At 36.3% G+C, this 25,068-nt stretch carries 23 protein-coding genes; 12 read left to right on the top strand and 11 right to left on the bottom strand.

Annotated elements, in window-relative coordinates; genetic code table 11:
* Positions 1 to 365 precede the first annotated feature (365 nt).
* A complete protein-coding gene (locus tag AS4_RS04680; protein WP_004722685.1) occupies positions 366 to 593 on the top strand; it encodes a hypothetical protein in 228 nt (75 codons plus the stop codon).
* A 171-nt stretch (positions 594 to 764) separates the two neighbouring features.
* Here AS4_RS04680 and AS4_RS04675 read toward each other — a convergent pair whose 3' ends face one another.
* Both AS4_RS04675 and AS4_RS04670 read right to left on the bottom strand, forming a co-directional pair.
* Complete coding sequence (locus AS4_RS04675) at positions 765 to 1,037, bottom strand: DUF7710 domain-containing protein (protein ID WP_096733365.1); 273 nt, start codon at positions 1,035 to 1,037, stop codon at positions 765 to 767.
* 34 nt (positions 1,038 to 1,071) lie between these two features.
* Positions 1,072 to 1,680, bottom strand: coding sequence for a glutathione S-transferase family protein (locus AS4_RS04670; protein WP_096733364.1), 609 nt, complete (start codon positions 1,678 to 1,680; stop codon positions 1,072 to 1,074).
* 430 nt (positions 1,681 to 2,110) lie between these two features.
* Between AS4_RS04670 and AS4_RS04665 the strand changes: the two genes are divergently transcribed.
* The gene (locus tag AS4_RS04665) at positions 2,111 to 2,452 is read left to right on the top strand and encodes a hypothetical protein (RefSeq protein ID WP_004819444.1); all 342 of its coding nucleotides are present in this window, start codon (positions 2,111 to 2,113) and stop codon (positions 2,450 to 2,452) included.
* A gap of 183 nt (positions 2,453 to 2,635) precedes the next feature.
* On the opposite strand, the gene AS4_RS04660 is transcribed toward AS4_RS04665, so the two are convergent.
* Both AS4_RS04660 and AS4_RS04655 read right to left on the bottom strand, forming a co-directional pair.
* Entirely contained in the window at positions 2,636 to 3,157 is a 522-nt protein-coding gene (locus AS4_RS04660; RefSeq protein ID WP_004722691.1) for an acyl-CoA thioesterase, read from the bottom strand.
* A 434-nt stretch (positions 3,158 to 3,591) separates the two neighbouring features.
* Positions 3,592 to 4,578, bottom strand: coding sequence for a patatin-like phospholipase family protein (locus AS4_RS04655; RefSeq protein ID WP_004819441.1), 987 nt, complete (start codon positions 4,576 to 4,578; stop codon positions 3,592 to 3,594).
* Between the two features lie 137 nt (positions 4,579 to 4,715).
* On the opposite strand from AS4_RS04655, the gene chrA reads away from it, so the two are divergent.
* Positions 4,716 to 5,924, top strand: coding sequence for a chromate efflux transporter (chrA, locus tag AS4_RS04650; protein ID WP_096733363.1), 1,209 nt, complete (start codon positions 4,716 to 4,718; stop codon positions 5,922 to 5,924).
* 37 nt (positions 5,925 to 5,961) lie between these two features.
* Here the strand turns inward: chrA and gltS are convergent, their stop codons facing one another.
* Together gltS and AS4_RS04640 are read right to left on the bottom strand one after the other, a co-directional pair.
* Positions 5,962 to 7,197: a sodium/glutamate symporter gene (gene gltS / locus AS4_RS04645; protein ID WP_004819437.1), complete on the bottom strand. Its 1,236-nt coding sequence runs from the start codon at positions 7,195 to 7,197 to the stop codon at positions 5,962 to 5,964.
* Positions 7,198 to 7,745: 548 nt separating this feature from the next.
* Positions 7,746 to 8,990, bottom strand: a complete 1,245-nt coding sequence (locus AS4_RS04640) for a DcaP family trimeric outer membrane transporter (RefSeq protein ID WP_034610928.1) — start codon at positions 8,988 to 8,990, stop codon at positions 7,746 to 7,748.
* 418 nt (positions 8,991 to 9,408) lie between these two features.
* Between AS4_RS04640 and AS4_RS04635 the strand changes: the two genes are divergently transcribed.
* The 6 genes from AS4_RS04635 to AS4_RS04610 all read left to right on the top strand — a co-directional run bounded on the left by AS4_RS04635 (position 9,409) and on the right by AS4_RS04610 (position 15,296).
* Positions 9,409 to 10,113, top strand: coding sequence for a nitroreductase (locus AS4_RS04635; protein ID WP_004819434.1), 705 nt, complete (start codon positions 9,409 to 9,411; stop codon positions 10,111 to 10,113).
* A gap of 584 nt (positions 10,114 to 10,697) precedes the next feature.
* Positions 10,698 to 11,591, top strand: coding sequence for a phosphoribosyltransferase family protein (locus AS4_RS04630; protein ID WP_096733362.1), 894 nt, complete (start codon positions 10,698 to 10,700; stop codon positions 11,589 to 11,591).
* Between the two features lie 18 nt (positions 11,592 to 11,609).
* The gene (locus AS4_RS04625; RefSeq protein ID WP_096733361.1) at positions 11,610 to 13,106 is read left to right on the top strand and encodes a nicotinate phosphoribosyltransferase; all 1,497 of its coding nucleotides are present in this window, start codon (positions 11,610 to 11,612) and stop codon (positions 13,104 to 13,106) included.
* Between the two features lie 165 nt (positions 13,107 to 13,271).
* Complete coding sequence (gene ntrR / locus AS4_RS04620; RefSeq protein ID WP_096733360.1) at positions 13,272 to 14,012, top strand: ADPR responsive transcriptional repressor NtrR; 741 nt, start codon at positions 13,272 to 13,274, stop codon at positions 14,010 to 14,012.
* Between the two features lie 31 nt (positions 14,013 to 14,043).
* Positions 14,044 to 14,706 (top strand): DUF2625 domain-containing protein, encoded by a 663-nt coding sequence (locus tag AS4_RS04615; RefSeq protein ID WP_096733359.1) that lies wholly within the window; start codon positions 14,044 to 14,046, stop codon positions 14,704 to 14,706.
* A gap of 17 nt (positions 14,707 to 14,723) precedes the next feature.
* On the top strand, positions 14,724 to 15,296 hold the full coding sequence (locus tag AS4_RS04610) for a hypothetical protein (RefSeq protein ID WP_096733358.1): 573 nt from the start codon (positions 14,724 to 14,726) through the stop codon (positions 15,294 to 15,296).
* Between the two features lie 40 nt (positions 15,297 to 15,336).
* Here AS4_RS04610 and AS4_RS04605 read toward each other — a convergent pair whose 3' ends face one another.
* Positions 15,337 to 15,966, bottom strand: coding sequence for a hypothetical protein (locus AS4_RS04605; RefSeq protein ID WP_096733357.1), 630 nt, complete (start codon positions 15,964 to 15,966; stop codon positions 15,337 to 15,339).
* 106 nt (positions 15,967 to 16,072) lie between these two features.
* Here AS4_RS04605 and AS4_RS04600 point away from each other — a divergent pair, with 106 nt between their 5' ends.
* From AS4_RS04600 to AS4_RS04590, 3 genes are all read left to right on the top strand, one after another.
* Positions 16,073 to 16,450, top strand: a complete 378-nt coding sequence (locus tag AS4_RS04600) for a VOC family protein (protein WP_096733356.1) — start codon at positions 16,073 to 16,075, stop codon at positions 16,448 to 16,450.
* Between the two features lie 209 nt (positions 16,451 to 16,659).
* Positions 16,660 to 17,913, top strand: coding sequence for an exonuclease SbcCD subunit D (locus AS4_RS04595; RefSeq protein ID WP_096733355.1), 1,254 nt, complete (start codon positions 16,660 to 16,662; stop codon positions 17,911 to 17,913).
* A gap of 9 nt (positions 17,914 to 17,922) precedes the next feature.
* Positions 17,923 to 21,519 carry an AAA family ATPase gene (locus AS4_RS04590; protein ID WP_096733354.1) on the top strand — a complete coding sequence of 1,199 codons (3,597 nt, stop codon included), beginning with the start codon at positions 17,923 to 17,925 and terminating at the stop codon, positions 21,517 to 21,519.
* Between the two features lie 46 nt (positions 21,520 to 21,565).
* Here AS4_RS04590 and AS4_RS04585 read toward each other — a convergent pair whose 3' ends face one another.
* From AS4_RS04585 to AS4_RS04570, 4 genes are all read right to left on the bottom strand, one after another.
* Positions 21,566 to 21,991: a hypothetical protein gene (locus AS4_RS04585; protein WP_227548125.1), complete on the bottom strand. Its 426-nt coding sequence runs from the start codon at positions 21,989 to 21,991 to the stop codon at positions 21,566 to 21,568.
* 74 nt (positions 21,992 to 22,065) lie between these two features.
* Complete coding sequence (locus tag AS4_RS04580) at positions 22,066 to 22,821, bottom strand: hypothetical protein (protein WP_096733353.1); 756 nt, start codon at positions 22,819 to 22,821, stop codon at positions 22,066 to 22,068.
* A gap of 167 nt (positions 22,822 to 22,988) precedes the next feature.
* Entirely contained in the window at positions 22,989 to 23,780 is a 792-nt protein-coding gene (locus AS4_RS04575) for a hypothetical protein (RefSeq protein ID WP_096733352.1), read from the bottom strand.
* 295 nt (positions 23,781 to 24,075) lie between these two features.
* Positions 24,076 to 24,879 carry a thioesterase family protein gene (locus AS4_RS04570; protein WP_096733351.1) on the bottom strand — a complete coding sequence of 268 codons (804 nt, stop codon included), beginning with the start codon at positions 24,877 to 24,879 and terminating at the stop codon, positions 24,076 to 24,078.
* Positions 24,880 to 25,068 lie beyond the last annotated feature (189 nt).

Raw genomic sequence — 25,068 nt, 5'->3', positions numbered from 1 at the left:
TTCAGGTTTTAAATCTATTTTTTAAATTAAAATTACAAAAACAATCCAAAACTCCAATACACCATTCATAAAGATTGCATCGTGAATGTTAATTGTAAGTAACAGTGTGGTGTATTTTTTAATCAACTTTTCATATTTACATACATTTTTACCTATTGGTAAAAGTCAATGAGTCACAAAAAAGCAACATAATACAATGATTTGTTTTAAACATGTAAACCTGTCTGTTACGCTTTGTTGCTTAGGTTGCCCATTTTTTCATCTGCACTTAGCATGACACTACTCCCTGTGATCAGCAACGCATTTAACAACTGACGCTCTCACAGGTCTTTATACGATCAATTCAATGAATTAAGGATGCCAAAATGAAACTCGTTAAAACACTTTTAGCTACTACACTTGCTTTCACTGCTTTCTCAACTTTTGCTGCTACTGATACAGCTGCAACTGAAGCTGAACAAGTTGTTGTATCAACTCAAGAACAACCAGCTGCAGCTGAAGATACTCAAGCTGCTGGTCAACCTACAGCTCAACCTGCGACTGAAAGCGCTGCTGAAGCTCCAGCGACTTCTGCTCCTCAAGCAGGTCAATAAGATTTAATACTCCTCCCGAGTTAGCAATTGGGTTGTCTGAAAAGACGATCTGAATAAAAAGACTAGATCATGCTGCGATTTAGTCTTTTTATTTTTTCTAGAACCATTAAAAATTTTTAAAATAGCTTGTGAGATGTATATCTCAATAAAAAATATTCAGCAATTTTTAGCTTATTCATCATACTGATTAAAATGTTCATGTTCTAAATAAGCACTCGAAAAACGACCAATAAATTTTCCAGTTTTTTGTAGATCACTTTTCGGTTTCCAAAAACCATTTTCAATAACCCAATCATACACAGAAATATCAAGCGGATATTGCGTCAAAATACACTTAAGCTGATGATCATAAATGTATTTTTCAGCAGCTACTTTATCTGTAAAACAACCGATAATATTCAAATTGTCACTATTCTGAATCATCCAGATAAATTTAAAATCCATTTTTTAAACCATATTCATCCTTGAACAAACTCCGCTAAACTGCCTGAATCCAAGCGACACCTTTTACGGTATCACGCTGTTGAATCAACTGAATAAACGGCTTAAATTCGTCTAGATATGGCACAATTTTAAAAGAGATGGCGAAGATCAGCCAGTATGCTAAAAACAAATCTGCCGCAGAAATTTGATGCCCCAGCAAATAAGGATTTGCTTGCTTTAGCCCAATTTTAATAAAGTTATATATTGTTTCTTCTGTACCAAAGCCTAGACTTCTTCTTCGTTCCTGAATTTGTTCTGTTGAAATACCTAGGCTTTTAATATCCATAAACTCAGTCAAAGGTCCGTGGCAAAAGAATAACCATTTTAAATATTCTCCACGCTTGGGATCACTCAATGTGGGTGCGAAACCTTTCTCAATATATTTGTCTGCTAAATATGCAAAGATTGCAGGCGTCTCAGAAATGACCGAACCTTGATCCTCTAAAAAAGGAATCTTAGCCATCGGATTCAATGCCAAATATTCAGGCTGATTCAAGTCTTTATAATCCACTTGAATAATTTCGACTTGATCTTCGATATCTAATTCTTTTAATAAAGGCAAAATGGTATTTCCACGAGAATGAGCATTGGTATAAAGTTTCATTGTTTTTAAATCCATTTTTATCGTGCTTTGAGTATAATCAAAATATCGCTAAGAATGATTAATTTATATGCAAAAGCAAAGTGCTTCCTTTCTAAAAAAATAAATTCCATCCTTTCATAAAGGCTCTAAACTACGGAAAAGATTAAATGTAGTTTACCCACAATATCACGATTGATCCAAACCAATAATTTAGAATATTTTTTATATAAATTGTACTTTTAAAAAAATTTAAAATCATCATAACAACATTATTTTTCTGATCTTTAACCTTTAAGATAGCTCGTACATACGCCAATTATGGCCCTCTGAGTGCTTTTCTAATTCGAATTATTGAATAATTCAGCTATACTATTTTGCACTTAAATCAGTTTGTAAAATTGATAAATTTATAACTAAAACCTGACATATCAAGACTAACGAGGAATCTAAAATGTTAAAAAAACTGATCGGTTTAGGCGTCATCAGCACCCTACTTGTTGCATGTAGCAAACCGTTACCGACAGATAAGCAAAACTACTCAGGCACGTGGCAAAGTGAGGATGGCAGTGTAAATTTGATGATTACACCTGAAGGCCGCGTTGAATATAGCAATAAACAACCTAATTCAAGTTCATCTGTATCTGCCCCAATTTCTAAATTTGAAGGCAATAACTTTAGTGCTGGCATTGGACCACTTTCAACTGAGTTTAAAGTTTCTCAAGCACCGCAACAAACTGCCAATGGGACATGGAGCATGACTGTAGATGGACGTGTTCTTAACAAAGTCAATTAAAAGTAATGCTCTGTCTTTATCAAATTTTTATCGTTTGAATTTATGTTTAAGCGTCTATACCTTAAGCTTAGTGCTGTCAAAAAGGTCGTATCACGCTGACTACATTTCATTTAAATTTTGAGACTATCTAATATTAATATCTAAAACGCCCCCTCATTGGCAACGAGGGGGCAATGCAATTAATTAACCATTTGAAGCTTTTTTATAAATACTGCAAGAAGGATGATGATTTTCTTGTAAACGTGCCACTTTACGTTGTTCAGCCGCTTCAAAACGACAGCGTTTCCAATCATTATCCAGATTTAAAGCTGGAATTTGCTGAGGCTTACCATTTTCATCTACAGCCACCATGGTGAAATAGCAACTGTTGGTATGGCGTACTGTACGTTTTTGGATATTTTGTGCTTCAACACGAATCCCGATTTCCATGGAAGTACGACCAACATGGTTGACACTGGCAAGGAAGCTGACCATTTCACCCACATGAATTGGCTCTTTGAAATTCACTTTATCGACTGAAAGTGTCACAACATAGCTACCTGAATAACGACTTGCACATGCATAAGCGACTTGATCAAGCAACTTAAGGATGGTTCCACCGTGTACATTACCTGAAAAGTTGGCCATATCTGGGGTCATCAAAACGGACATGGTTAATTCTGACTGGTCATCTGTAGCTGGGATCATTTGATCTAATGGAGACATCGTATTCTAGACTCTATTTTGGCAGGAGATTTAAGTCTATTATTATATATCTTTTCAGCTAAAAAACATGTTTAATTCGGCAATTGACCATTCTCTCAATTTATGATTATGACTATAGTCATTTATTTGAGGTATATCTTATTGGTTTATCAATCATTTTCTATTTTTTACAATATTCGCGCTGCAATCTTGCCATATCTAAGTCTTTGCTGATCCGATAATTGGTGTTGAATTTGATAACAATGATCAATGTTTACAGGGATGATACCAAGAATAATATGGGATAGTGTCACAATTTTTACTTTTTACCCATAACAAATTTAATCATCATAGATTTAAATAAACAGATGACCGTAATAACACATCATCCTTATTCAAATAATCATACAGTGATAAAAGTATAATATTTTTAAATGGATCTATTACGATTGATCTTAGTTTTGAACTTGATATTGCTGCTGAGCAGTTTCAAGACTTTTCTTACTGGCAATAACCACATCTAGATCATGCATACGTTGATTGGCAGCATCGATTCCGGCTTGCATGGTATCCTGACGGCCTTTTACATCAAAAATATGCGCTTTTTCGCGTAAATCTGGCTGAATCACAATATCTGCATTTTTTAATTCTTCTGCTGCTAATCGATTTTGCATGATATTGATATTTTGGTTAAACAGCCCCCAGACATTCGTGGTTTCAGTATTAACAGGTTGTGCCAATATATCCACTGCAATCACGATATCTGCACCTAATTCTTTGGCGATATTCACGGGTACGGGGCTAACCAAGCCACCATCTACATATTCTTTACCTTTAATTTTTGTGGGAATAAACATACTTGGAATAGATACAGAAGCTCTTACAGCTTGCCCAGTATTGCCATAATTAAAAATTGTTTTTTCACCATTTTGTAATTCTGTAGCAACCACATACATCGGGATCTTCATCTTTTCCAAAGGCATTTGATCGATTTGCTTATTGACATAATCCTCAACTTTTTGCCCGTCAAAAAAACCTTTCATCCCAATTTTAAAATCGCGTACATCACCCACTTTCATATTGAGTGCAATTTGACGTAATTGTTCAGGCGATTTCCCACTGGCATAAATTGAACCAACGATACTTCCCGCACTTGTTCCAACAATAAAATCAGGCTTAATACCATGTTGTTCCAGCACTTCGATTACACCAATGTGGGCATAACCACGCGCGCCCCCACTGCCTAAAACCAAAGCAATCACAGGCTTTTTCTTTGACAATTGTTTGTATTGATAAAAAGTATTGTCCAATCGTGAAGTGGCTTCTAAAACCTGTTGGGTTGCTAAGCTACTGGCTTGAGATTTTTTTTCGGGTGAATGTGCGCATGCAGTTAGCAATAAACCACAAAACAAAGCAGCTAAGGTTTTATTTAACAATGACATATACTCTCAGATCATGACACAATCTAAATTCGCATGTATCTAAGCATAATTTGCAATCATTTGCTGTTGTATTTATTTATTCTGTCATGATTTTCGATTAGATTATAAAAATCAGTGTCTAAAATAATCCTAAAAATATGCCCACACTTTTTGAAATTTTTTGGATTTTTTTAAAATTAGGCTGTAGCAGCTTTGGTGGTCCAGCCGCACATTTAGTGTACTTTAAACAGGCTTTTGTAGAGAAAAAGCATTGGTTAAATGAGCAGCAATATGCTCAACTGCTTGCACTTACCCAACTACTCCCAGGCCCAAGTAGTAGTCAAATGGGTATGGCTATCGGCTATTTACAACATCGACATTTAGGTGCAATTGTGGCTTGGATTGGGTTTACCCTTCCTTCAGCCTTGCTAATGTTTGGCTTAGCACGATTCATTCATCAGCATTCAGCTTTTAATTTAGCCTTATTTTCAACAATCCACTCGATCATCTTGGCAATTATTGTCTTTGCTTTTTTACAGATGTTTAAAAACTATTGTAAAACCAAACTACATTTTGCCTTAATGCTTGTTAGTACTGGGTTGCTCCTGCTGTTTTCCAATGCTTGGATACAACTTGTGATTATTCTCGGTACTGGTTGTTTAGCCGTTTTAATGACGCGATTTGCATATATTCAAAAGGATTCAAATAATCTTGCTATCGAAAAACAACATATAAATTTTAATACATTACCAACCGCTCATCGTCTTCACTCAATCTGGTTGATTGGCTTTATTTTAATCTTTTTCGCCTTGTGCTTGGCAATGCTTTTTTCCAACAAGCTGTTCTTTCAAGCTAGTTTTAGTTTTTATAAAACAGGCGCTTTGGTCTTTGGTGGTGGCCATGTGGTTCTTCCTATGCTGCACCAAGACCTTGTCAATACAGGGCTAATCAGTAAACAAGATTTTGAATTAGGCTACACACTTGCGCAATTTATGCCAGGACCACTGTTTAGCTTTGCCAGTTATCTTGGTGCATATTTGCCCCTTACAGCTTTTCCCATTGTTAATGCGGCCATAACAACACTGTTGATCTTTCTACCTTCTTTTTTCTTTGTTTTTTTAGCTTTGCCTTACTGGTCTAAGCAACTTGAAAACCGTTATATTGAAAATTCTGTAATGCTCATCAATGCCGCAGTTGTTGGATTTATCCTGTCTGTGATCGTCCCCATGCTACAAAAAACCATGGGCAGTCCATTAGATATCCTCACAGCCTGTTTAATGCTATTGAGTTTAAAACTTAAAATTTCAATTTTTATCAGTATTCCTAGTCTTTTATTTATTCATTATGCCTTGCTGAATTTCATTTAAAAAGCCAGTGATATCACTGGCTTTTTAAATCTAAAGATTAAGCGATAAATTTTAGAATTAATTGAATCACTGTTGCATTAATTAAGTCGACAAAAAAAGCACCACAAAGCGGAACAATCAAAAATGCTTTATGTGAAGGACCGTACATATTGGTAATGGCCTGCATATTTGCAACAGCTGTTGGTGTTGCACCCATACCAAAACCACAATGCCCTGCAGCCAATACCGCTGCATCGTAATTTTTCCCCATTACACGGAATGTCACGAAAGCAGCATATAAAGCCATCGTTAATGTTTGTGCACTCAGAATAATCACCAATGGCCCGGCTAAATCTGCTAACTGCCAAAGTTTTAATGAAAGTAAAGCCATCGCTAGATAAAGTGACAGTGCTGCATTACCAAACACATCGATCGCACGATCAAACATTTTAACTCTTAAAATGCCTTCAAGCACATTTCGAAGAATAACACCGCCAGCGAGCGCCCAAACAAATGTTGGCAGCTCAAACCATTGTCCTTTACTGTAACCTGTCATAAATTCAGCAAAAGCCAAACATGCTGCAAAAAGTCCCAATGTAGTAATCGCATTATCTGCAGTAATCAAACGGACTTGATGTGGATATTCAAATGGAACATATTCACCAAGATCGGAAACGGCTTGCTGATTGGTCTCATCCACTTCTTTTTGGGTCTTTGGATTAGATAACTGATAACGGTTAATCAGTAGCTTGGCCAATGGACCACCGATGATTCCACCAATAATTAAACCAAAGGTTGCACTTGCCATACCCAATGCTAATGCACCTTGAATACCATGCTGGGTTTCTAAAATCTCACCCCAAGCACCTGCTGTACCATGTCCACCTGTGAGGGTAATTGAACCCGCAATCAAACCAATCAGCGGGTCTAGACCCATGGCCGTTGCCAACCCAATCCCAACAAAGTCTTGTACGACAATAAATGAGGCAACACAAATTAAAAAAACGACTAAACCAAAACCGCCTTCTTTTAATTTTGCAAAGTTTGCACTTAAACCAATCGAAGCGAAAAATACCAACATGAAACTGGTTTGCAATTCACTACTTGTGGTAATGCTATAGCCCCAGAAATTATGAATGAGTAAAGATAAAATTGCGGCAACAAGTCCCCCAGCAACAGGTTCTGGAATATTATATTTACGGAGAAAATCAATCTTATTGACCAGGAAACGACCCAATAACAATACGATGACCGCTGCAATCAACGTATAGAAGGCATTAAAAGAAAATTCCATAAGTAATTGTCCATTCTTTGGCTAGATTTTTTGTTGTATAGATATAGAAATGCTATTCCATAGTAGCAGACTTAAAATCACTCAGATTTAGTGATTACCTAATTGCCTGATATATACAACAAAAAATTAAAATAAAACGCAGATTTTCAACATTGAAAATCAAAAAGGCTTATCGCGATAAATACATTAGCGATTAGATATAAACAGAATTGCAATGCTGCAAAAATTTAGAAAAGAAAATGGTCATGATGTTACTCCTATTATTGATAAAAGATCATTTCATCAAACAATGAGAAATACAGTCCTCATAAGTCATTCGCTTTACAAGAACAGGCCAAAACAGGTCATTTATCTATACGATAATATGAACATAGAAAAAAAGTGGGTTAATTATGCATTTTTTTAAGCAAATGTCTTATGTTTTTACAATATTATTCATTATTTGAAATGATATTGATTTGATGATTATTTTTGACATGAATACTCAAGCATTAAAAAACCGAGGATCATTCCTCGGCCTTTTGGATCAATAAATTTCTAAGTTGGAATTAGAAATTGTATTTCGCCATTAAACCTACACGGTTATCTTTATAAGATTGACCCGCGAAAGTTTCACGCTTACCGTTGATATACTCGATACCTAAATCAATCGGTTTCGCTGGAGAATAGATCACGTTTAACCAAGCTTGTTGAATTTTTTCATTTGCAGTTTGGTTTGCTTTGGCAAAATCTGTACCGTTGTCAGCAAACAATGCACCATACGCTAAAGTTGAACGTAAGTTAGGTAAGATTTTATATGTCCCACCCACTTGAAGCGCAGTGAATTCATTCTGTTCAATATCACCATTTACCACAGAATATGCATTGTTACTTCCGTATAAGTAGTTGCTATTACCAACCACATAAGATGCATCAGCAAAAAGTTTTAAAGGATCAGCAACTTTAAAGTCTGTACCAACTGCAACACCCCAACCAGTCTTATCTTTGCCAACATTGTTATCTTTATAGTTTTCCACTAAAACACGTGCAGATGCATTACCGTTGCCATCAGCATATGATTGTGTAATTTTACCTGTTAACACAGGAAGACTATATTTAACTGCTGTACCTGTAACTCCAGTACTATTACCCTCTTCAGCAGCAACTAATAATTTTGTAGTCGGTGCCAAATTGTATGCATAACGTACTTGTGGAATACGTGTAGTACCGCCACCTGCGTTAGTTGCAAAGTCAATCATTTCTGGCGCATGGCTAGATAGGAAGTTAGATGTTGTTTGACCAAATAACCAGTTGTTATAGGTTAAATAAGCATGACGAATACGAAGGTTTTCATTTACACCATTACCAGCAAAGTCAACTTCAACTTTACCACCAACTTTAGCATCGCCTACTGGTGTATTAAAATCTAAACCGATACGTGTTGTTTTTGCTGTAGCACGGAGTTTATCTTTCGCTTCGCCATTGGTTGAACTGATTTTGTTGAAGTCGTCATCACCGCCTTCAATGATATAGTTCGCATCACCACGAACAAAACCATAAATATTGATATCTGCACCAGACTTAGACTTTAAGCCAACTGAAGAAGAAGATGGCGCTGCTTGAACTTTAGATTCAACTAATCTTACTTGCTGCTGTTGCTGTTGAAGAAGTGCTTTTAATTCTTGAACTTCATTGCGTAATTGTTGAATCTCTTGACTGTCAGTAGCAGCTTGAGCTGTATTTACCATCAAAGCTGTTACTGTTAATGCTAAACTTTTGACGATCAATGACTTACGATTTGTGAATAGACTCATGAAATACTCCTAGCCTTATTTATGATGTGCATCCGTACAATTTGATCTTTTAACCCCAATACTTTGCTAAAAAATCAATTTTTCTTGTTTTCTTCAGTAGTTTCTCAAACACCACATAAAAAAAACTTTGCACATATATGCTTGCTATTAAATTATGAAAGCGTTGAAACTAAGTTAAAACCCAAAAGTAACAATTTGTGTATAATTCTTACACCTTTGTAATCTAGCGTAACTCAACCCCTTTATTAAATCAGTTTTATCGAATAATACTTTAATTTCAATTCTTTTTTCAGATTAGTATTTCTATAATCATTATATAATCTAGGGCTTAGCTAAAGTTTCAAAAAATGAATATTACGCCTCTACGACTATCGTATATAGTCTATTTGATGAAAAATTAGACCAATAAAGGACTTTTATGTTTTTAGAACAGGTTCAAGTGATAGATCAAGCAATTACAAGCCGTCATTCAGTACGTGCATTTTTGGATAAACCTATCGATTTATCTATTATTAAAGATATTTTAAAAGTTGCTTGTCGTGCGCCATCAGGAGCAAATACCCAACCCTGGAAAGTATATGTCGTCACTGGTAACAAACGGCAAGAAATGATTGACCGTGTATGTGCTGCTCAAATCGAATTATTTACCCGACCAGAACTTGCCGAACAGCATACTGCGAGCTTTTCATACTACCCAACCACTTGGATTTCTCCATTTATTGATCGTCGTCGTGAAAATGGTTGGGGGCTGTATGGACTTTTGGCGATTCAAAAAAGCGAAAAAGAAAAAATGGCGGCACAACATTTAAGAAATTATCAGCTTTTTGATGCACCTGTTGTACTGTATTTTACTGTAAATAAAATCATGGGAACTGGCGCTAAAATGGACATTTCCATGATGGTGCAAAACGTCATGATTGCAGCAAAAGCACGAGGTATAGACAGTTGTCCTCAAGCTGCATGGAATCATTTTCATCGTATTGTCTTAGAGGTACTCAATGCGCCTGATGATGAGGAGTTAGTCTGTGCGGTTGTATTGGGCTATGCCGATCCAGATCATATTGTAAATACATTTATTACCCCGCGTGAACCTGTTGAAAGCTTTACCGTGTTCTTGGATTAGAACGAATTTATTTAACTGCCTTCAATAATTTAAGTCATTTTAAAATATTTTTATTCGGCTTCTTTCAAAAGCCCTTTTTAAAACTGAGTTCAACATAAAAGTTCCTCATTCTAACCTTCTCGAAAGGTGGAGAAGGAACTTTCAATACCAATATGATTTAATCCACAGGAGCATTTTTTGATTTTTAAAAGATCTATTGTTCTGTATCAGTTGGACATGAATATTTCAACGAATGAATCATCCCCCCTGCCTTATTAAAGTACATGTTTTCTTATAGTAAGGGCTTTTTATCGTAGCTGTCTTTTATATAGCTATCGTCTTTTAGCGATCCCCTGCTGTTTCTTACATAATAAATGTCTAGGGATTAAAACTGTTAAATCTCGAATAATAGACAGCATTAAAAAAATCAGCACGCTCTCACGCACTAAATATTACAAAATAAAACAATAACTTAAATAAAAGTCCAATCAAAAAACATCTAAGACTCAGGTTTGTAATCTTTTGTAAAGTAATATTGAGAATTAAATAGGCTTTATGACACTATATATGTATTGGCAATAAGCCACCTTATAGGTATAAGCAACATGTCTATCCAAGTCAAAGATTCAAACAACAATATTATCCCTATTCAAAATATCCAGTTTGCGGGTGGTGAACGACATGTTCAAATTTCAGCAGATACATTAAAAACATTGAAAGGGCAAATTCAGATTCAAGCCAAAATCAGTAACACGCAAGATTTGATGGATTACTTGTTAATTGAAAATGTATTACTCAATCAAGGTTTAGAAATTGATTTGGAAATCCCCTATTTTCCATACGCACGCCAAGATCGAATCTGTGCGATGGGACAGGCATTCTCATTAGAACTGATGACAAAATTATTAAATATCAATACTGAGCAATTTCCACAACAACGTAAATCAATCAAAGTTTGGGATGCACATAGTTGTGTTACTGAAAAACTTTTAAATGAAAACACCCATTTTTTTGAGATTGAGAATGTTCAACCAAGTGAAATCATTCTACAAAATTCAAAGTTACAAGACATTTTAATTGCTCAAGACACCGTTTTAATCTGTCCAGATGCAGGTGCAAAACAACGGACCAAAACGATTGCCAAAGTCATCAATAGCTTAAGAGATCACGAAATCGAAATGGTCTACTGTGAAAAAAAACGTGATGCCATCACAGGAAAAATTCAGAATGCTCAAGTCAATGCAACTGATTTAACGGGCAAAACAGCTGTGATCACGGACGATATTTGTGATGGTGGTGCAACTTTTATTGGTATTGCACAAGAGTTAAAAAAATTAAATTGCCAACATGTGATTTTGTATGTGACTCACGGGATCTTTAGTAAAGGTATGCACGTATTTGAAGGCTTGGTTGACCAAATTTTTACCACGACGAGCTTTCCACAAACTGAACACCCAAATCTAAACGTCATTTCATTTAGTCGTTTCAATTCATTTTAATTATTTTGGAGAATAAGAATGAGCTTAAAAATCAATCCACTGAATGCAATTGACTTTTATAAAGCAGATCACAGACGCCAGTACCCTGTTGGCACAGAATATGTTTATGCCAATTTCACGCCACGTTCTTCTCGTTTAGCAAAAATGTTGCCTGACTTCGACGATAAAATCGTGTTCTTTGGCTTACAAGGCTTTATCAAACACTTTTTGATTGAGACTTGGAATGAAGGTTTTTTCCAACAAGATAAAGCAAAAGTCATTGCTAGATATAAACGTAGAATGGATAACGCATTGGGTGACGGCGCAGTACCAGTCGATCATATCGAAGCTTTATATGACTTAGGCTATTTACCAATCCGAATCAAGGCGCTAGAAGAAGGCAGCCGTGTCAATATCAAAGTACCTGTACTCACTATTGTAAATACCCTGCCTGAGTTCTTTTGGTTAACCAATTACTTAGAAACAGTACTCAGTGCTGAATTATGGAAAAGCTGTACGACAGCAACGATTGCATTTGAATACAAACGCTTACTGACGGCATATGCGATTAAAACAGGTGCACCTTTAGACTTCGTTGCTGTACAAGGCCATGATTTTAGTAGTCGCGGCATGAGTGGGATTTATGATGCCACACAAAATGGTGTAGGACATTTAACCAGTTTTATCGGTACAGACGCAGTTTCAGCAATTGATTATGCAGAAGAATATTACGATGCAGACGGCATTGTAGGTGTTTCGGTTCCAGCAACTGAACATAGTGTGATGTGTATGGGCAGTGAAGACAATGAAATTGAAACTTTTAGACGTTTAATCACTGAGCTTTATCCATCAGGTGTGGTCAGTATCGTATCGGATACTTGGGATTTTTGGCGAGTGATTACAGAATTTACTGTGGAATTAAAAGACGAAATTCTAGCTCGTCAGCCAAATGCTTTAGGTTTGGCGAAATTGGTTTTTCGTCCTGACTCTGGTGATCCTGTAAAAATCATTTGCGGTGACCCTGAAGCTGAAATGGGCAGTCCAGCTTATAAAGGCGCTGTGCAATGTTTATGGGAAATCTTTAGCGGAACCGAAACAGATCAAGGCTATAAAGTTTTAAATGAGCGTGTTGGTTTGATTTATGGTGACTCGATTACTTTGGAACGTGCTTTAAATATTGTTCAAGGGCTGGAAGCGAAGGGCTTTGCTTCAAATAATCTGGTCTTTGGCATCGGTAGTTATACTTATAACTATTTAACGCGTGACACATTTGGTTTTGCAGTTAAAGCCACTTGGGGACAAGTCAACGGTGTTCCACGTGAATTGTTTAAAGATCCGATCACTGATTCTGGTATAAAGAAATCTGCTAAAGGTTTACTTCGTGTAGAAAAAACTGAAGACGGATTTGTGTTATTTGATCAGCAAACCATGGAACAAGAGCAACAAGGTGAGTTAAAAACGGTGTTTGAAAATGGGCAATTGATTCGAGCGTGTCGTTTGAATGAAATTCGGGAACGCTTGGCAAATCAGTTATAACAACCATTTGCAGAAACCTTGCTTTTTATCGCAAGGTTTCTGCGCTTAGACTGCACCATTGCCAATCTCATTCTTGCTAAACATATTTTCTACTTGGCGAATCTCTTCCACCCTGCAATAATCCAACACAATCCGTTACTTTAATAAAATTAAGCGAGCCTTACAGTGACCTTTAACTCTGAACAGGAATTTCTCTCTAACTATAATAAAAAGGACTATGAATCTCCATTACTTACAGTGGATATGGCAATTTTTTCTGTTGATGCAGGTCAGCTACAGGTTTTATTGATTAAACGCTCTAATTTCCCACAAAAAGATAAATGGGCACTCCCAGGTGGTTTTGTCGATTTGTCTAAAGATCAAGATTTGATGGTAACAGCACATCGTAAATTGGTTGAAAAAACTGGACTTCAATCACCGCATTTGGAACAAGTTGCGACGGTTGGCAATGCAACACGTGATCCTCGTGGATGGGCTGTAACAGCTTTATATTTTGCCCTGATTGATTTCAAAGCGTTTCAACAGATTGCCTCTGAACAAAATGAATATAGCGAGTGGGTTTCAATTGCTGAGGCAAAAAAATTAGACTTGGCTTTTGATCATTTAGAGCTTTTAGATATAGCTGTTGACCGTTTAAGTAGTAAAGCACGTTATACAGCCTTACCCGTCAGTTTGATGCCTAAACTGTTTACTTTGACTGAGTTACAGCAGATTTATGAAATTATTTTGGGACAAAGCTTAGAAAAGAAGTCATTTAGACGGCGTATGATTGAAGCTGGCGCAGTTGAGGAAACAGATCAATCTAAGATTGCGGGCAAACGCCCTGCTCAATTATATAAATTTGCACTACAAAGTTATGATTTCCATTTTCCTCGAATTTTAGAGTACCCGAGGGAAACCACTTAAGCGCTTTGTATTATTTGGATAACAGCAAACAATGAAAACTTTAGAACAATTAATCAATATTGAAGATTCAGGCTGGATATTGGTACAAGAATGGATGACTCAAGCCACCAATCATATTGAAGTTTTACCCAAGAACAAATTAAGAGCTGAACAAGAGTTACTGAACATTCAAGTCACAACACATTCACCTATGGGTTCAATTATTTATGAAACAGGTGGAATACTGATTGATCATGGATGGTTGAGAATTTTAGCTTCAGGACATCCAAAATTAGATCGTGGTATTACTGAATGGAATCATCATAAAACGTTTCATCAATCTGATCAGGAGCTAACCTATCTACTGATTGCTGATGATGTTTTAGGGGGTTACTTTGCTATCAATAATGGAAAATTAGGTGAAGCAATTGGAAAGATTTACTATTTTGCCCCAGATACATTGGTATGGGAAAATCTTGATGTGAGCTATTCAGAATTTTTGACTTGGGCATTCAATGGAGATATTGCTCAGTTTTATCAAGTATTCCGTTGGCAAAACTGGCAGACAGATCTTCAAAGTCTCAATGGCAACCAAGTCTTTAGTTTTATGCCCATGTTATTTACCAAAGAAGGTAAGGATATCGAACAAGTGGATAAAAAAATTATTCCTATTTCTGAGAGTTATGATTTTCATTTTGCACCGACTTTAAAATAACTGAGAGCAGCAAATCCGTGAGCAATCATCTAAAGTTAATCCGAGCTTTTCCTAAAGCGCTATTAGATGATGTTTTAGTAATATCAAAATACTTAGAAAGTAAAAAAATAAAAATTCATGAAAGCTCTCAATGCGAAGTGTTGATTCATCACGAACATATCGTTGTACCATCAAGAATCTATATAACTCAGTTACAATGTATTGAGTTTCATAATTTTTCTTTAACACAACGTCAAATTCTATGGTGTATTCTTACTCGCCATCACAATGGTTTTGTTCGGCAAAGAGCGCTCGAAAGACTCATTAAAACTGACCTTACAAGTTTTATGATCCCTTTCATTTTTCAGTTATTGGGTGAATATGTTCAAGAAATTTTAGAGGCCATTGAACCGATTCTAGATGCAAATAATCAAGGACTTTTTGCAGCATTTATGCTGCAAAATCCAAAATATGACCAAACGACTCAAAGTAGAATTGTCAGTTATTGGAATGAGTATTATCGGATTAAATATCCAAATTTTAACGATTTTATTGGTTATAAAATTTTAAATAAGCTTAAAAGCTTTGTCTTAACTTATCGACATCACTAAATCACTTCACATCGACTTCTAATTGCCGTTTCGATTTCATTTATTGATTTCCAAAAATAACGACATAAGTCCCTATTTGTATTTTTTCCTCTAAACAACAAACCAGTTTTTCTAAAAAACTCATCACTTTGCTCTCGTTAAAATGCAGATCTTTAATTTTTAAGATAATGTCTTGTATGGCATTTTGATCAAAATAGTTATCTGAACAAGGATCAAAACTACACTCAAATTCATTTCTCAGTGGGCTAAACAACGGAAATAAAGATCTAAATATTTTAATGACATAAGCAAAATCATCTTGCGGAATAAAATAAGTTCTGTTGCCTTTATTTTGTATCCTCTCTAAGTTTTCATCTTCTGCCCAAATAAAGAAACCCACTTTATCAACATATTTTGGATTTTCATCTATGCTCAATTTGATTGTGCGTTGATTAAATTCATTAATTTTTTGAATGATTTTTTCAAGATTGGGATGATATCTAGGGTCATCATAATATTCTTGTGCAAGCTCCGCCTCACAATCTGTTGCTGCACAAATTTTTTCAATATTCTGCTGATGATAAACTTGTATGCAATGTTCTATCTCATCATATTGTTTTAATAAAGCGCAAGCATCTGCGATTGAAATGGTAATTTTTGCGCGTAATTCATGTAATTTTTCTTTATCCATAACACATCACTTTTAATTGCCTCATTCTTTCATTTTCAATATTTATACATCACAACTTTACAAATTCTATTATCTTAATCAAAACATTTAAAATTGGACAATAACAATGAATGCACTAAGCTACTTTGAAATTCAGTCTTCAAACCCTGAACGTGAAGTTAAATTTTATCATGAAGTTTTCGGTTGGAAATTTAGCAAAGTTGAAGGTCTACCCATTCAATATTTTCAAATTGAAACAGCCAACATACATGGTGGCTTATTGGAGCGTCCAGCTCAAATACCCCCTACCCATTGCGGAACCAATGCTTTTACCTGTTCCTTTGAAGTTGAAGATTTTGATATAACTGCTGAAAAGATTTTAGCTTTGGGTGGGCAAGTAGCAATGGAGAAATTTGCTATTCCCAATAAATGTTGGCAAGGTTATTTTTTAGATGCAGATCATAATACCTTTGGACTTGTCCAAGTTGATCCCAATGCAAAATAAGCTTGATTGATTGAAAATCTAAATGAATGTTTGAGCAAAACCTGTCTATATTGGGCTGCATGAAACAGTTGAGATTAAAAGATAGCGAATATTTTTTAAGAATTTTTATAAAAAATACAGATCATATTAAGTGATTAAGGCCTTACAGCTGATTTAAGCATTCAATTTGTGCTACCTTAATTTTAAATTCTGTAAGGCTTATCCAACTAATGACTGTACGCTTTCTTCATACTTCAGACTGGCATCTGGGACAATTCTTCTATAACCATTCTCGCCAGTATGAACATGAGCAATTTTTAGCGTGGTTATTAGTTCAAATCAAAGAAAAGCAGCCCCATGCCCTATTGATTGCGGGTGATATATTCGATGTCATCAATCCTGCATCTGCTGCGCAAAAACAACTCTATCAATTCCTAGCCAATGCACATAAGCTTGCCCCACATATGCAAACCTTAATGATTGCAGGTAATCATGATTCAGGTTATCGCATTGAACAGGTTGAGCCCTTACTCGAAAAATATCATGCCAAAACCGTTGGTGTGATTCATAAAAACGAGCTGGGTCAAATTGATTTAGAGCGTTTACTGATTCCAATTTATGATGAACAAAAAAATATTATTGCTTGGTGCCTAAGCTTACCGTTTCTGCGCCCAGCTGAAATTACAGGCTTTAATGAACAAACCAATAACAGTCAAAATGCCATTGCCTATTTACATCAACAGGTGATTTCTGAAGCACGAAAAAGAAAGACAGATAATCAAGCACTCATTCTAATGTCACATGCCCATATGCAAGGTGGAGAAACCTCTGATTCTGAACGGCCTATTATCATTGGCAATGAGGAAGCACTGTCTACCACATTGTTTGAAGATAGCATTGATTATGTTGCGCTCGGACATTTACATAAACCACAAAAAGTTGGTCAGGAACATATCCGTTATAGTGGTTCACCTATTCCCTTATCCTTTAGTGAAATCAACTATAAACACCAAATTGTAGAGGTTAATATTGACCCGCTTAAAACAGATGAGTCACGGGTTTCATTTGAAAGTGTATTTATTCCCCGTAGTGTACAACTGCATAAAATTAAAGGGGCATTGAACGAAGTTTTAGCCAAATTAAAGGCCTTAGCAAGCGGTGAAATTGAAAATATTGAGCAGCGTGAATATGTCGATATTGAATACCATACCGATGTTCCACCTCCGCCCAATTTGCGCCAACAATTTGAAGATGCCTTACCCAAAAGCCGTTACCGCTTAGTACGCATCTCAAGACAATACTTCGCATCAGAAAAAAATAGCGATGAAATTACACCAATCAATTTAGAACCACCAACACCAGAAAAACTATTTCAACAACTTTGGGAAAAAAATGGCTATACCAATGATGATGCGGTCTTGAAAGACTTTTTAAGCTTATTACACGAAGCCGAAAAAACGCTTGAAAATGAACATGACGCATAGGAGTTTGCCTTGAAAATTTTATCTATACGACTCAAAAATCTCGCGTCTCTTTCTGGTGAACATTTTATAGATTTTGAATCTGAACCTTTAGCTTCAGCAGGTTTAGTTGCGATTGTTGGAAAAACAGGGGCAGGCAAATCAACCATTTTGGATGCCATGTGCCTTGCTCTGTTTAATAAAATCCCACGTTTAAAAGACAGTGATGGTAAATTACAGGATGTTGATGGCTCTGAACTTTTAACCAACTCCCCACTGACTGTACTACGCCGCGGTACCGCACACGGCTTTGCTGAGTTATGTTTTGTGGCACAAGATCAGAAGCATTATTTGGCGCGCTGGGAACTTAAACGTTCCCGTGAAAAAGCAGATGGAAAACTACAAAGTGTCCAACGCTATTTAAAATGCTTAACCGATGGAACAGTAATAGCAGATAAAGCTAAAGCAGTTGAATCAGCGATTTATAAAATTACCCAACTGAGTTTTGAGCAATTTACCCGTGCAGTTCTTTTGGCGCAGTCCGAAGTTACAGCCTTCTTAAAAGCACGTGACAATGAACGTGGTGAATTACTTGAGTATTTAACCAATTCATCCATTTTTGGAAAAGTCGGCCAATTGGCCTATGAAAAAACCAAATTGGTGGCATCAAAACGTAAGGAATTGGAAAATCTTCTCGGTCATATTGAACTCCTCTCTGAGGAAGATGCCGCTGAATTACACATACAATTCCAACACATCAATCAAGACTATAAAAAACTTGAAGATGAAAAATCGCAACTTGAAAAACAGCAGCAATGGTTTGAGCGTAAACAAAAACTGAATGATGAAATTGTCGTTAAGCAACAGTTGCTTGATACACAGTTACAGACGCAACAAGGCTTAATCCCTGAGCGTGAACGTTTAAATCGTTTAGAAATATTCTCAGAGATTCGCTCTAGTATTTTTCAAAAGCAACAACTGATAAAAACCGAACAGCAGCTCGCACCACAAATTCAAAAACAACAACAGCTTTTTGATACATTACAAGTTCAATTTGACACTGAACAGACCCGTTTTCTCCAAACTGAAAGTGCTTTAACTGTTCAGCAAAATTTTGAAAATACCCATCGTGAGTCTTTGAGTGAAGTACGAAAATGTATTCAGGAGCGGGATTTTATTGGAGTCGAGTTTAAGAAAATTCAGACCAGATTAAATGATTTAGAATCGTCTAAAACCCCACTACTCAATCAACAACAACAACTTGAACATCATATTCAGCAGATTACAGAAAAACGAAATCTTTTAAATCAGCAACTTGCACACACTCAACAGTTTTCAAGTTTGGATAAAGGCTTAACTGCACATGTGCAACAGTTAACTCAATTTATTCAGCACTATCAATCTATTGAAAATCAATTAGGGAATGTATCTCAGGCTGAAACGAAACTAATCGAGCAAAAAACACAATTACAAGACTCAATTCATCAATTTGGAACTGCGGAGCAACTTGAAACTCAGCTTGAACAAACGCGCCAACAACGTGAATTTAAACTGAGCCAACTCAACCAATTGGCGACGTTACAGCAAAAATTAGCCCAGTTTTTTGAATTAAAGATTGAATCTCAGCAGCTTAATGATCGATTGAAACGTTGCTCAGTGCAATTTCAACAACTTGAAAAAACCACAATACAGGCTGAACAAGATTTCCAAACGGCGAAACAAGCCCGCTTAAAACTGCAAGAGGTTTTACAACAACAACGCTTATTACATGCTGAAAATGTAGAACATTTAAGAGCTGAACTAATAGATGGTCAAGCTTGTGTTGTTTGTGGAAGCACAACTCATCCCTATCACCTTGATGATTCTGCTGTATCTAAAGTACTGTTTGAGCTACAACAGCAACAGGAACAACAAGCCACGCTCAAAGAACAAGAAACCTTTAACCTTTGGCAAGCGGCTCAACAAGACTTGACCAAATTGAGTGTCGAACAGCAACAGCTTAAGACCACTCTTCAAAATGTGACTGAAAAAATAACCGTCATACAACAGCTGTGTATTGAACAAGGTCAATCAGCCCAAATCCCGCTGAACTTAACTCAGACACAATCTGAAATTAAGCAACAATTGGAGCAACTTACCCAGCAATATCAGTTTGATATTCAACAATTGGAAGCACAATCTAAGCAATGGATTCAAAGCATCAAAATTCAGCAACAATTAACTCAAAGCATTCAACACACTGAACATTTATTGCAAAATGCCAAGAACCTACACAATCAGGTCCAACATATTGTCAGTTGCTTAGCTGATCGTGAAAAAAATGCATGGCAACAGTACAGTATCACCACAGCACAACATATCTTGAGCCAATTAAATACGCGTACACAACAGCTTGAACAGCTTGAGTCATTGTCGAAACAGCATGATCAATATCTACAGCAACTCAATACTGCTCAACTCAATATAGCGAATGCAGCCAAACAAATTTCTGAAACTGCCCATAGCTTGAACGAGATAAAACTGAAAGGACAACAAAACACAGAATTGGCGAATCGATTGATTCAAAACATGACAGGATTAACCGAAGTTAAACCGAATGAATGGTTAACGCAGTATGACCATGAATATCAGAAAATTCAGACGCTTTACCAACAACAGAAGCAAAGCTTTAATCAATTACGCAATCAATTTGAGCAAGAAAAAAGTCAGCTCGAACAACTCAACGCCCAGCAACAACACAATCAGAATAACCTCATTCAAGTGAATCAGGATATTCAGCAATGGCTCTCTCAGCATCCAGCTTTTCAGCCTGATGATTTAGAGCACTTGGCTCAAATCACGGCGGTACAAGAACAACAGATCCGCCAACAACTGCAACATGCTGAACGAATGTTAAATGAAGCCAACTCAGCACTTAACACCATACAAGAGCAATTAACCGAACATAAGCTTCATCAACCCGAAATTGATTTTGAACAGTTACAACAATTGATTTTGGATAATGCGAATACGCTAAAAACCCAATTTGAAATCCGCGATCAGTTAAAACTTAAACTTGAATTACATCAACAAAATGTTGCTAAGCAAAAGCAATTTGCTGATCAGATTCAACAAGTACAACAGGAAGAACATCGTTGGGGTAAAATTTCAGGCTTGATGGGAGATGCGACCGGTAAGAAATTCCGTGATTATGCACAACAGTATAATCTGGATATTTTACTCGAACACGCCAACCAACAATTGGCGATGTTGTCTCAACGTTATACCTTAAAGCGGTTAGATAACTCACTTAGTCTTGCCATCATTGACCATGATATGGACGGTGAAACCCGTTCTGTTGCCTCACTTTCAGGGGGTGAGTCATTCTTGACTGCCCTTGCCTTGTCTTTGGCAATTGCCAATATGGCATCAGGTTCAATGAAAATTGAATCTCTCTTTATCGATGAAGGTTTTGGAACATTGGATGCATCTTCTTTACATATGGTCATGAATGCATTAGATCAATTGCAGAATCAAGGGCGTAAAGTTGTATTGATTTCACATATACAGGAAATGCATGAACGTATTCCTGTTCAAATTCAGGTACGTCCTTTAGGGGCGGGTGCAAGTATGATTGAAGTGGTGAGTTAAAATAAATGAGGAGGAGCTCCTCCTCTAAAACCTAAATTCAACGCATTTATTTATGTTCTAAATACGCTTGCTTAGCTTGATCACAAATTTCTTTTTTATCACTTAAGCCTTGTGTAGCTTCTGCTAAAGTTTCATCAAATGTCGTATCAAACTGCTTATAGTCACGATCATATTGAGCCTTATATTTTTGATTATTTTTCATAGCAGTGATCGAGCTTTGTATCGCGACACACATAGGATAAAGCTCAGATTTGTCCTGTATTTGAGTTACGCGTTCAGTTATTTCTTCAATTTTACCAAGGATCGTATCAAAGTTTTCTTGAAATTTGGCATAACTGGGCTGAGGCGTAATAAGGGTTTTATATTGATCTTCAATAGGATTTGCAAATACTTGCATAGATACCATGCCCATTAAGATTACAGTGCATATTTTTAGTAATTTCATTGTATTAAAACTCTTTATAGTTTTCATTTAATTTCATTAAGTTTAAAAATAATAGGCATTCTTTATTTTAAGAATGCCTATTCTCATTATAAATGAATAAATTAACGATCTGCGGGAAATGCATTTGGTGGAGGTGCATATTTATTCATGGGCTTAGCCTCATCTTCTGGTGCTTCCAACTCATATAAAACTGTACCAATTACACCCGCGTTCTGAATGGAACCATTCTCTGAGTTCGCAGCATACGCATCTTTAGGCTTACTAAAAGTAAAGGAAGCAACAGCAGATTCACTCTTACGGAAACCTTCAATTTTCAAAGAATCATGTGCATGTAAGACATAACCGGAATTGCTTCGAGACGCCTCACTACCATCAATAACATCTACACCATCAACACTGGCAACCACTTCAAAGGTTCTCGCTGTGTTATTTTCATACTGAAGTTGATAGCTTTGCCCTTCACGCCCTGACAAATAGTAGCTTTGTCCAACACGATACATTGGAATTCGGTTTCCACGATCATCTACAACAGAAAAACTCACTTTTCCTGCGGCAATAGAAATTGAATTGACTGTTTTACCTTTATAGTTCTTATCTGCATATTGCACGATAGTTTCAGCAAGAGGTGAATCAGATTTACGCTTTAACTGCACTTCAGTCACATGGGAATCAATTTCATCACCCCACTTTGTGCCTAACTTTTCGTCAGCTGCAACTTGATTGTTGGCTGCTTCAGCGGCTGCATCTGCACTGGTCGCTTCGGTTTGAGATTGTGATGCGCTTTCATCTGATTTTTTCGAACATGCAGCTAGAAAAATACACAACAAAAGGCAGAGAAATATATTTATATTTTTCATTATAAAACCTATTTTAAAGTTTATAAGTTACGTAGATTATTATCAAAGTCATAATATCGTAGCTGTTTTGACTGCGCTATTTTTAAATTATTGCAATTATGTAACATTATAACATCTCAAAAAACAAGAGGGATAATGTGATCCCTCTCACTTCTTAATATTTTTAATTAATCCGCAGGAAAGGCATTTGGTGCAGGCGCATAAGTATCCTTAGATTTTTTGGGTAGATCGTATTTAGGGGCTTTTAACTCATACACCACTGTACCAATCACCCCAGTATTTTGAATAGAACCACTGGCAGAGTTGGCAGCATAAGCATCATTTGGCTTACTAAAAATAAATGAAGCTACAGATGAATTACTCTTTCTAAAACCTTCAATCGCAAATGAGCTATATGGTCTTAACACATAACCACTATTTGAACGTGAAGCTTTACTTCCATTGAGAACATCTAAACCATCGACACTTGCAACAACTTCAAAGGTTTGGCTACTGGTATTGGCATAACGCAATTGATAGCTTTGTTCATCACGGGCAGAAAGATAATAACGCTCGCCATCGCGATACAGTGGTAAAATTCGCCCACGATCATCCACAACAGAAAAGCTAATTTTTCCAGCGGCTAAAGAAATGCTGTTAATACTGCGTCCTGAAAATTGCTTACTGGCATAACGAATTTGAGTTTCATCAATAGGATGACTACTCAAACGTTTTAAATCAACTTGAGTTACATATGAACTTACGTCATCTCCCCATTTCGTTCCCAAACGCTCTTCTGACTTTACTCGATTTTGGTTGGAAATAGACGTTGGTGCAGCTTTAGCTGTTGCTGAGGTAGGTGATGGTGCAGATTCGATTTCTTGTGAAGTAGCATCCTGCGTTGAAGAATATTTTGCAGTACTACAAGCGCTGATTAAAGCACAAAGACATAACCATAATAATAGTTTGGATTTATACATATTCTATTTCCAGTTTTTAAATTTTATTCAAATCAGTATAGTCAAATTGACAATCATATTACATCTAGAATTGTTGAGTATATTTTAAAAAATTTAACTGAATAGTTTGCCTTAAAGTAAATTCCAAATGCTTAAACGGATATTCAACAGCTTCATTTTACCTGTACATAGAATTGTTTTTTATAGTGATTTATCTTAGCCAATGTGAAAAATATACTTATTTCTTAAAAGGATAAATATCAACACAAATCAAAAACTGTATGTAGAAATACAGTTTTTGATTTCATACCAGCAACTACTCAGCGTGTACAGGTCTTAGAGTTAAAATCTGTTCACTACGTCCGAATGGCCCATAAATATCATGTAAGACGGAACTGGTTAAACCAATACCATCTTCACCATACTGTTGTACGGTTTCTAAACCTAACCATTGACCTTGAGGCAAACGATATAAATGAATTTGTAAATCTAGATTTGGGAAGCCCCAATTAAAAGGGGGTGTTTGTCTCGCCACGACACCATTTGCAGTATCGACCATTCCCATTAACTTCACAAATGCCGATGTCGGTTGACCTTCAACCATATCCAAAGTATTGCTAAGCCATACAATACCAGCTCCCTGTCGACGTTGCTCAGTCCTTGCTTCAATCGAATGAATATATCCACCAGGCCACTGACGTATTTCATGCCAAATCGGTAACTGTTCAGGCGTTCCAATAGATTGATCCTCTAAACCTGCAACACTTTGACTATTGCTGGTCATCATGCGCCAAGTTCTCGCCACAATACTTATTTTACCTTGTGTGACCATTTCGGATTCAATCAGTTCAATGGTCTTGCCAGCTCGAATTACTTTTGTCCGAATATAAAATTCGCCACCCGCAATTAATCCAAGAATATCTAAACTTATGCGACCAATTCGAACATCATTTCGAGGTGAAAAATGCTCTAATTCAGCACAAATAACCCCTGTCGCTGGTGCCATATGTTGCTCATGCGCATTCCAAGCCCCTTGAGCATGATGTGTCGATTGATAATGTGCAGTCACTACACCCTGTTTATCAGTATGACGCTGAATCAATTGATAATATGCAGACATAAACTTCCCTATCACTCTTAAAAATCATTCGCTATACATATAATCCCGCATTATTTTTGTACTCGACTTAAGTAAAGAAGTCTAATACTAATAGGAAAAATGACCCTTAGCGTTCAATATTTTACACAGGATTGAACGCTTAGATTTAAAGTGAGATATTGAAAAGAGTAACATATTGAAAAGTCAGTG

This window comes from Acinetobacter guillouiae (assembly GCF_002370525.2).
In the GTDB taxonomy this organism is placed as follows: domain Bacteria; phylum Pseudomonadota; class Gammaproteobacteria; order Pseudomonadales; family Moraxellaceae; genus Acinetobacter; species Acinetobacter guillouiae.
Note: the sequence above shows the minus strand (reverse complement) of the source record. Positions and strands in the feature narration are given on the sequence as shown.

Bases quoted from the DNA above. Each gene is read 5' to 3' on its own strand.
- AS4_RS04680 (WP_004722685.1), top strand. From the start codon at position 366: ATGAAACTCGTTAAAACACTTTTAGCTACTACACTTGCTTTCACTGCT.
- AS4_RS04675 (WP_096733365.1), bottom strand. From the start codon at position 1,037: ATGGATTTTAAATTTATCTGGATGATTCAGAATAGTGACAATTTGAAT.
- AS4_RS04670 (WP_096733364.1), bottom strand. From the start codon at position 1,680: ATGAAACTTTATACCAATGCTCATTCTCGTGGAAATACCATTTTGCCT.
- AS4_RS04665 (WP_004819444.1), top strand. From the start codon at position 2,111: ATGTTAAAAAAACTGATCGGTTTAGGCGTCATCAGCACCCTACTTGTT.
- AS4_RS04660 (WP_004722691.1), bottom strand. From the start codon at position 3,157: ATGTCTCCATTAGATCAAATGATCCCAGCTACAGATGACCAGTCAGAA.
- AS4_RS04655 (WP_004819441.1), bottom strand. From the start codon at position 4,578: ATGTCATTGTTAAATAAAACCTTAGCTGCTTTGTTTTGTGGTTTATTG.
- chrA (WP_096733363.1), top strand. From the start codon at position 4,716: ATGCCCACACTTTTTGAAATTTTTTGGATTTTTTTAAAATTAGGCTGT.
- gltS (WP_004819437.1), bottom strand. From the start codon at position 7,197: ATGGAATTTTCTTTTAATGCCTTCTATACGTTGATTGCAGCGGTCATC.
- AS4_RS04640 (WP_034610928.1), bottom strand. From the start codon at position 8,990: ATGAGTCTATTCACAAATCGTAAGTCATTGATCGTCAAAAGTTTAGCA.
- AS4_RS04635 (WP_004819434.1), top strand. From the start codon at position 9,409: ATGTTTTTAGAACAGGTTCAAGTGATAGATCAAGCAATTACAAGCCGT.
- AS4_RS04630 (WP_096733362.1), top strand. From the start codon at position 10,698: ATGTCTATCCAAGTCAAAGATTCAAACAACAATATTATCCCTATTCAA.
- AS4_RS04625 (WP_096733361.1), top strand. From the start codon at position 11,610: ATGAGCTTAAAAATCAATCCACTGAATGCAATTGACTTTTATAAAGCA.
- AS4_RS04615 (WP_096733359.1), top strand. From the start codon at position 14,044: ATGAAAACTTTAGAACAATTAATCAATATTGAAGATTCAGGCTGGATA.
- AS4_RS04605 (WP_096733357.1), bottom strand. From the start codon at position 15,966: ATGGATAAAGAAAAATTACATGAATTACGCGCAAAAATTACCATTTCA.
- AS4_RS04600 (WP_096733356.1), top strand. From the start codon at position 16,073: ATGAATGCACTAAGCTACTTTGAAATTCAGTCTTCAAACCCTGAACGT.
- AS4_RS04595 (WP_096733355.1), top strand. From the start codon at position 16,660: ATGACTGTACGCTTTCTTCATACTTCAGACTGGCATCTGGGACAATTC.
- AS4_RS04585 (WP_227548125.1), bottom strand. From the start codon at position 21,991: ATGAAAACTATAAAGAGTTTTAATACAATGAAATTACTAAAAATATGC.
- AS4_RS04580 (WP_096733353.1), bottom strand. From the start codon at position 22,821: ATGAAAAATATAAATATATTTCTCTGCCTTTTGTTGTGTATTTTTCTA.
- AS4_RS04575 (WP_096733352.1), bottom strand. From the start codon at position 23,780: ATGTATAAATCCAAACTATTATTATGGTTATGTCTTTGTGCTTTAATC.
- AS4_RS04570 (WP_096733351.1), bottom strand. From the start codon at position 24,879: ATGTCTGCATATTATCAATTGATTCAGCGTCATACTGATAAACAGGGT.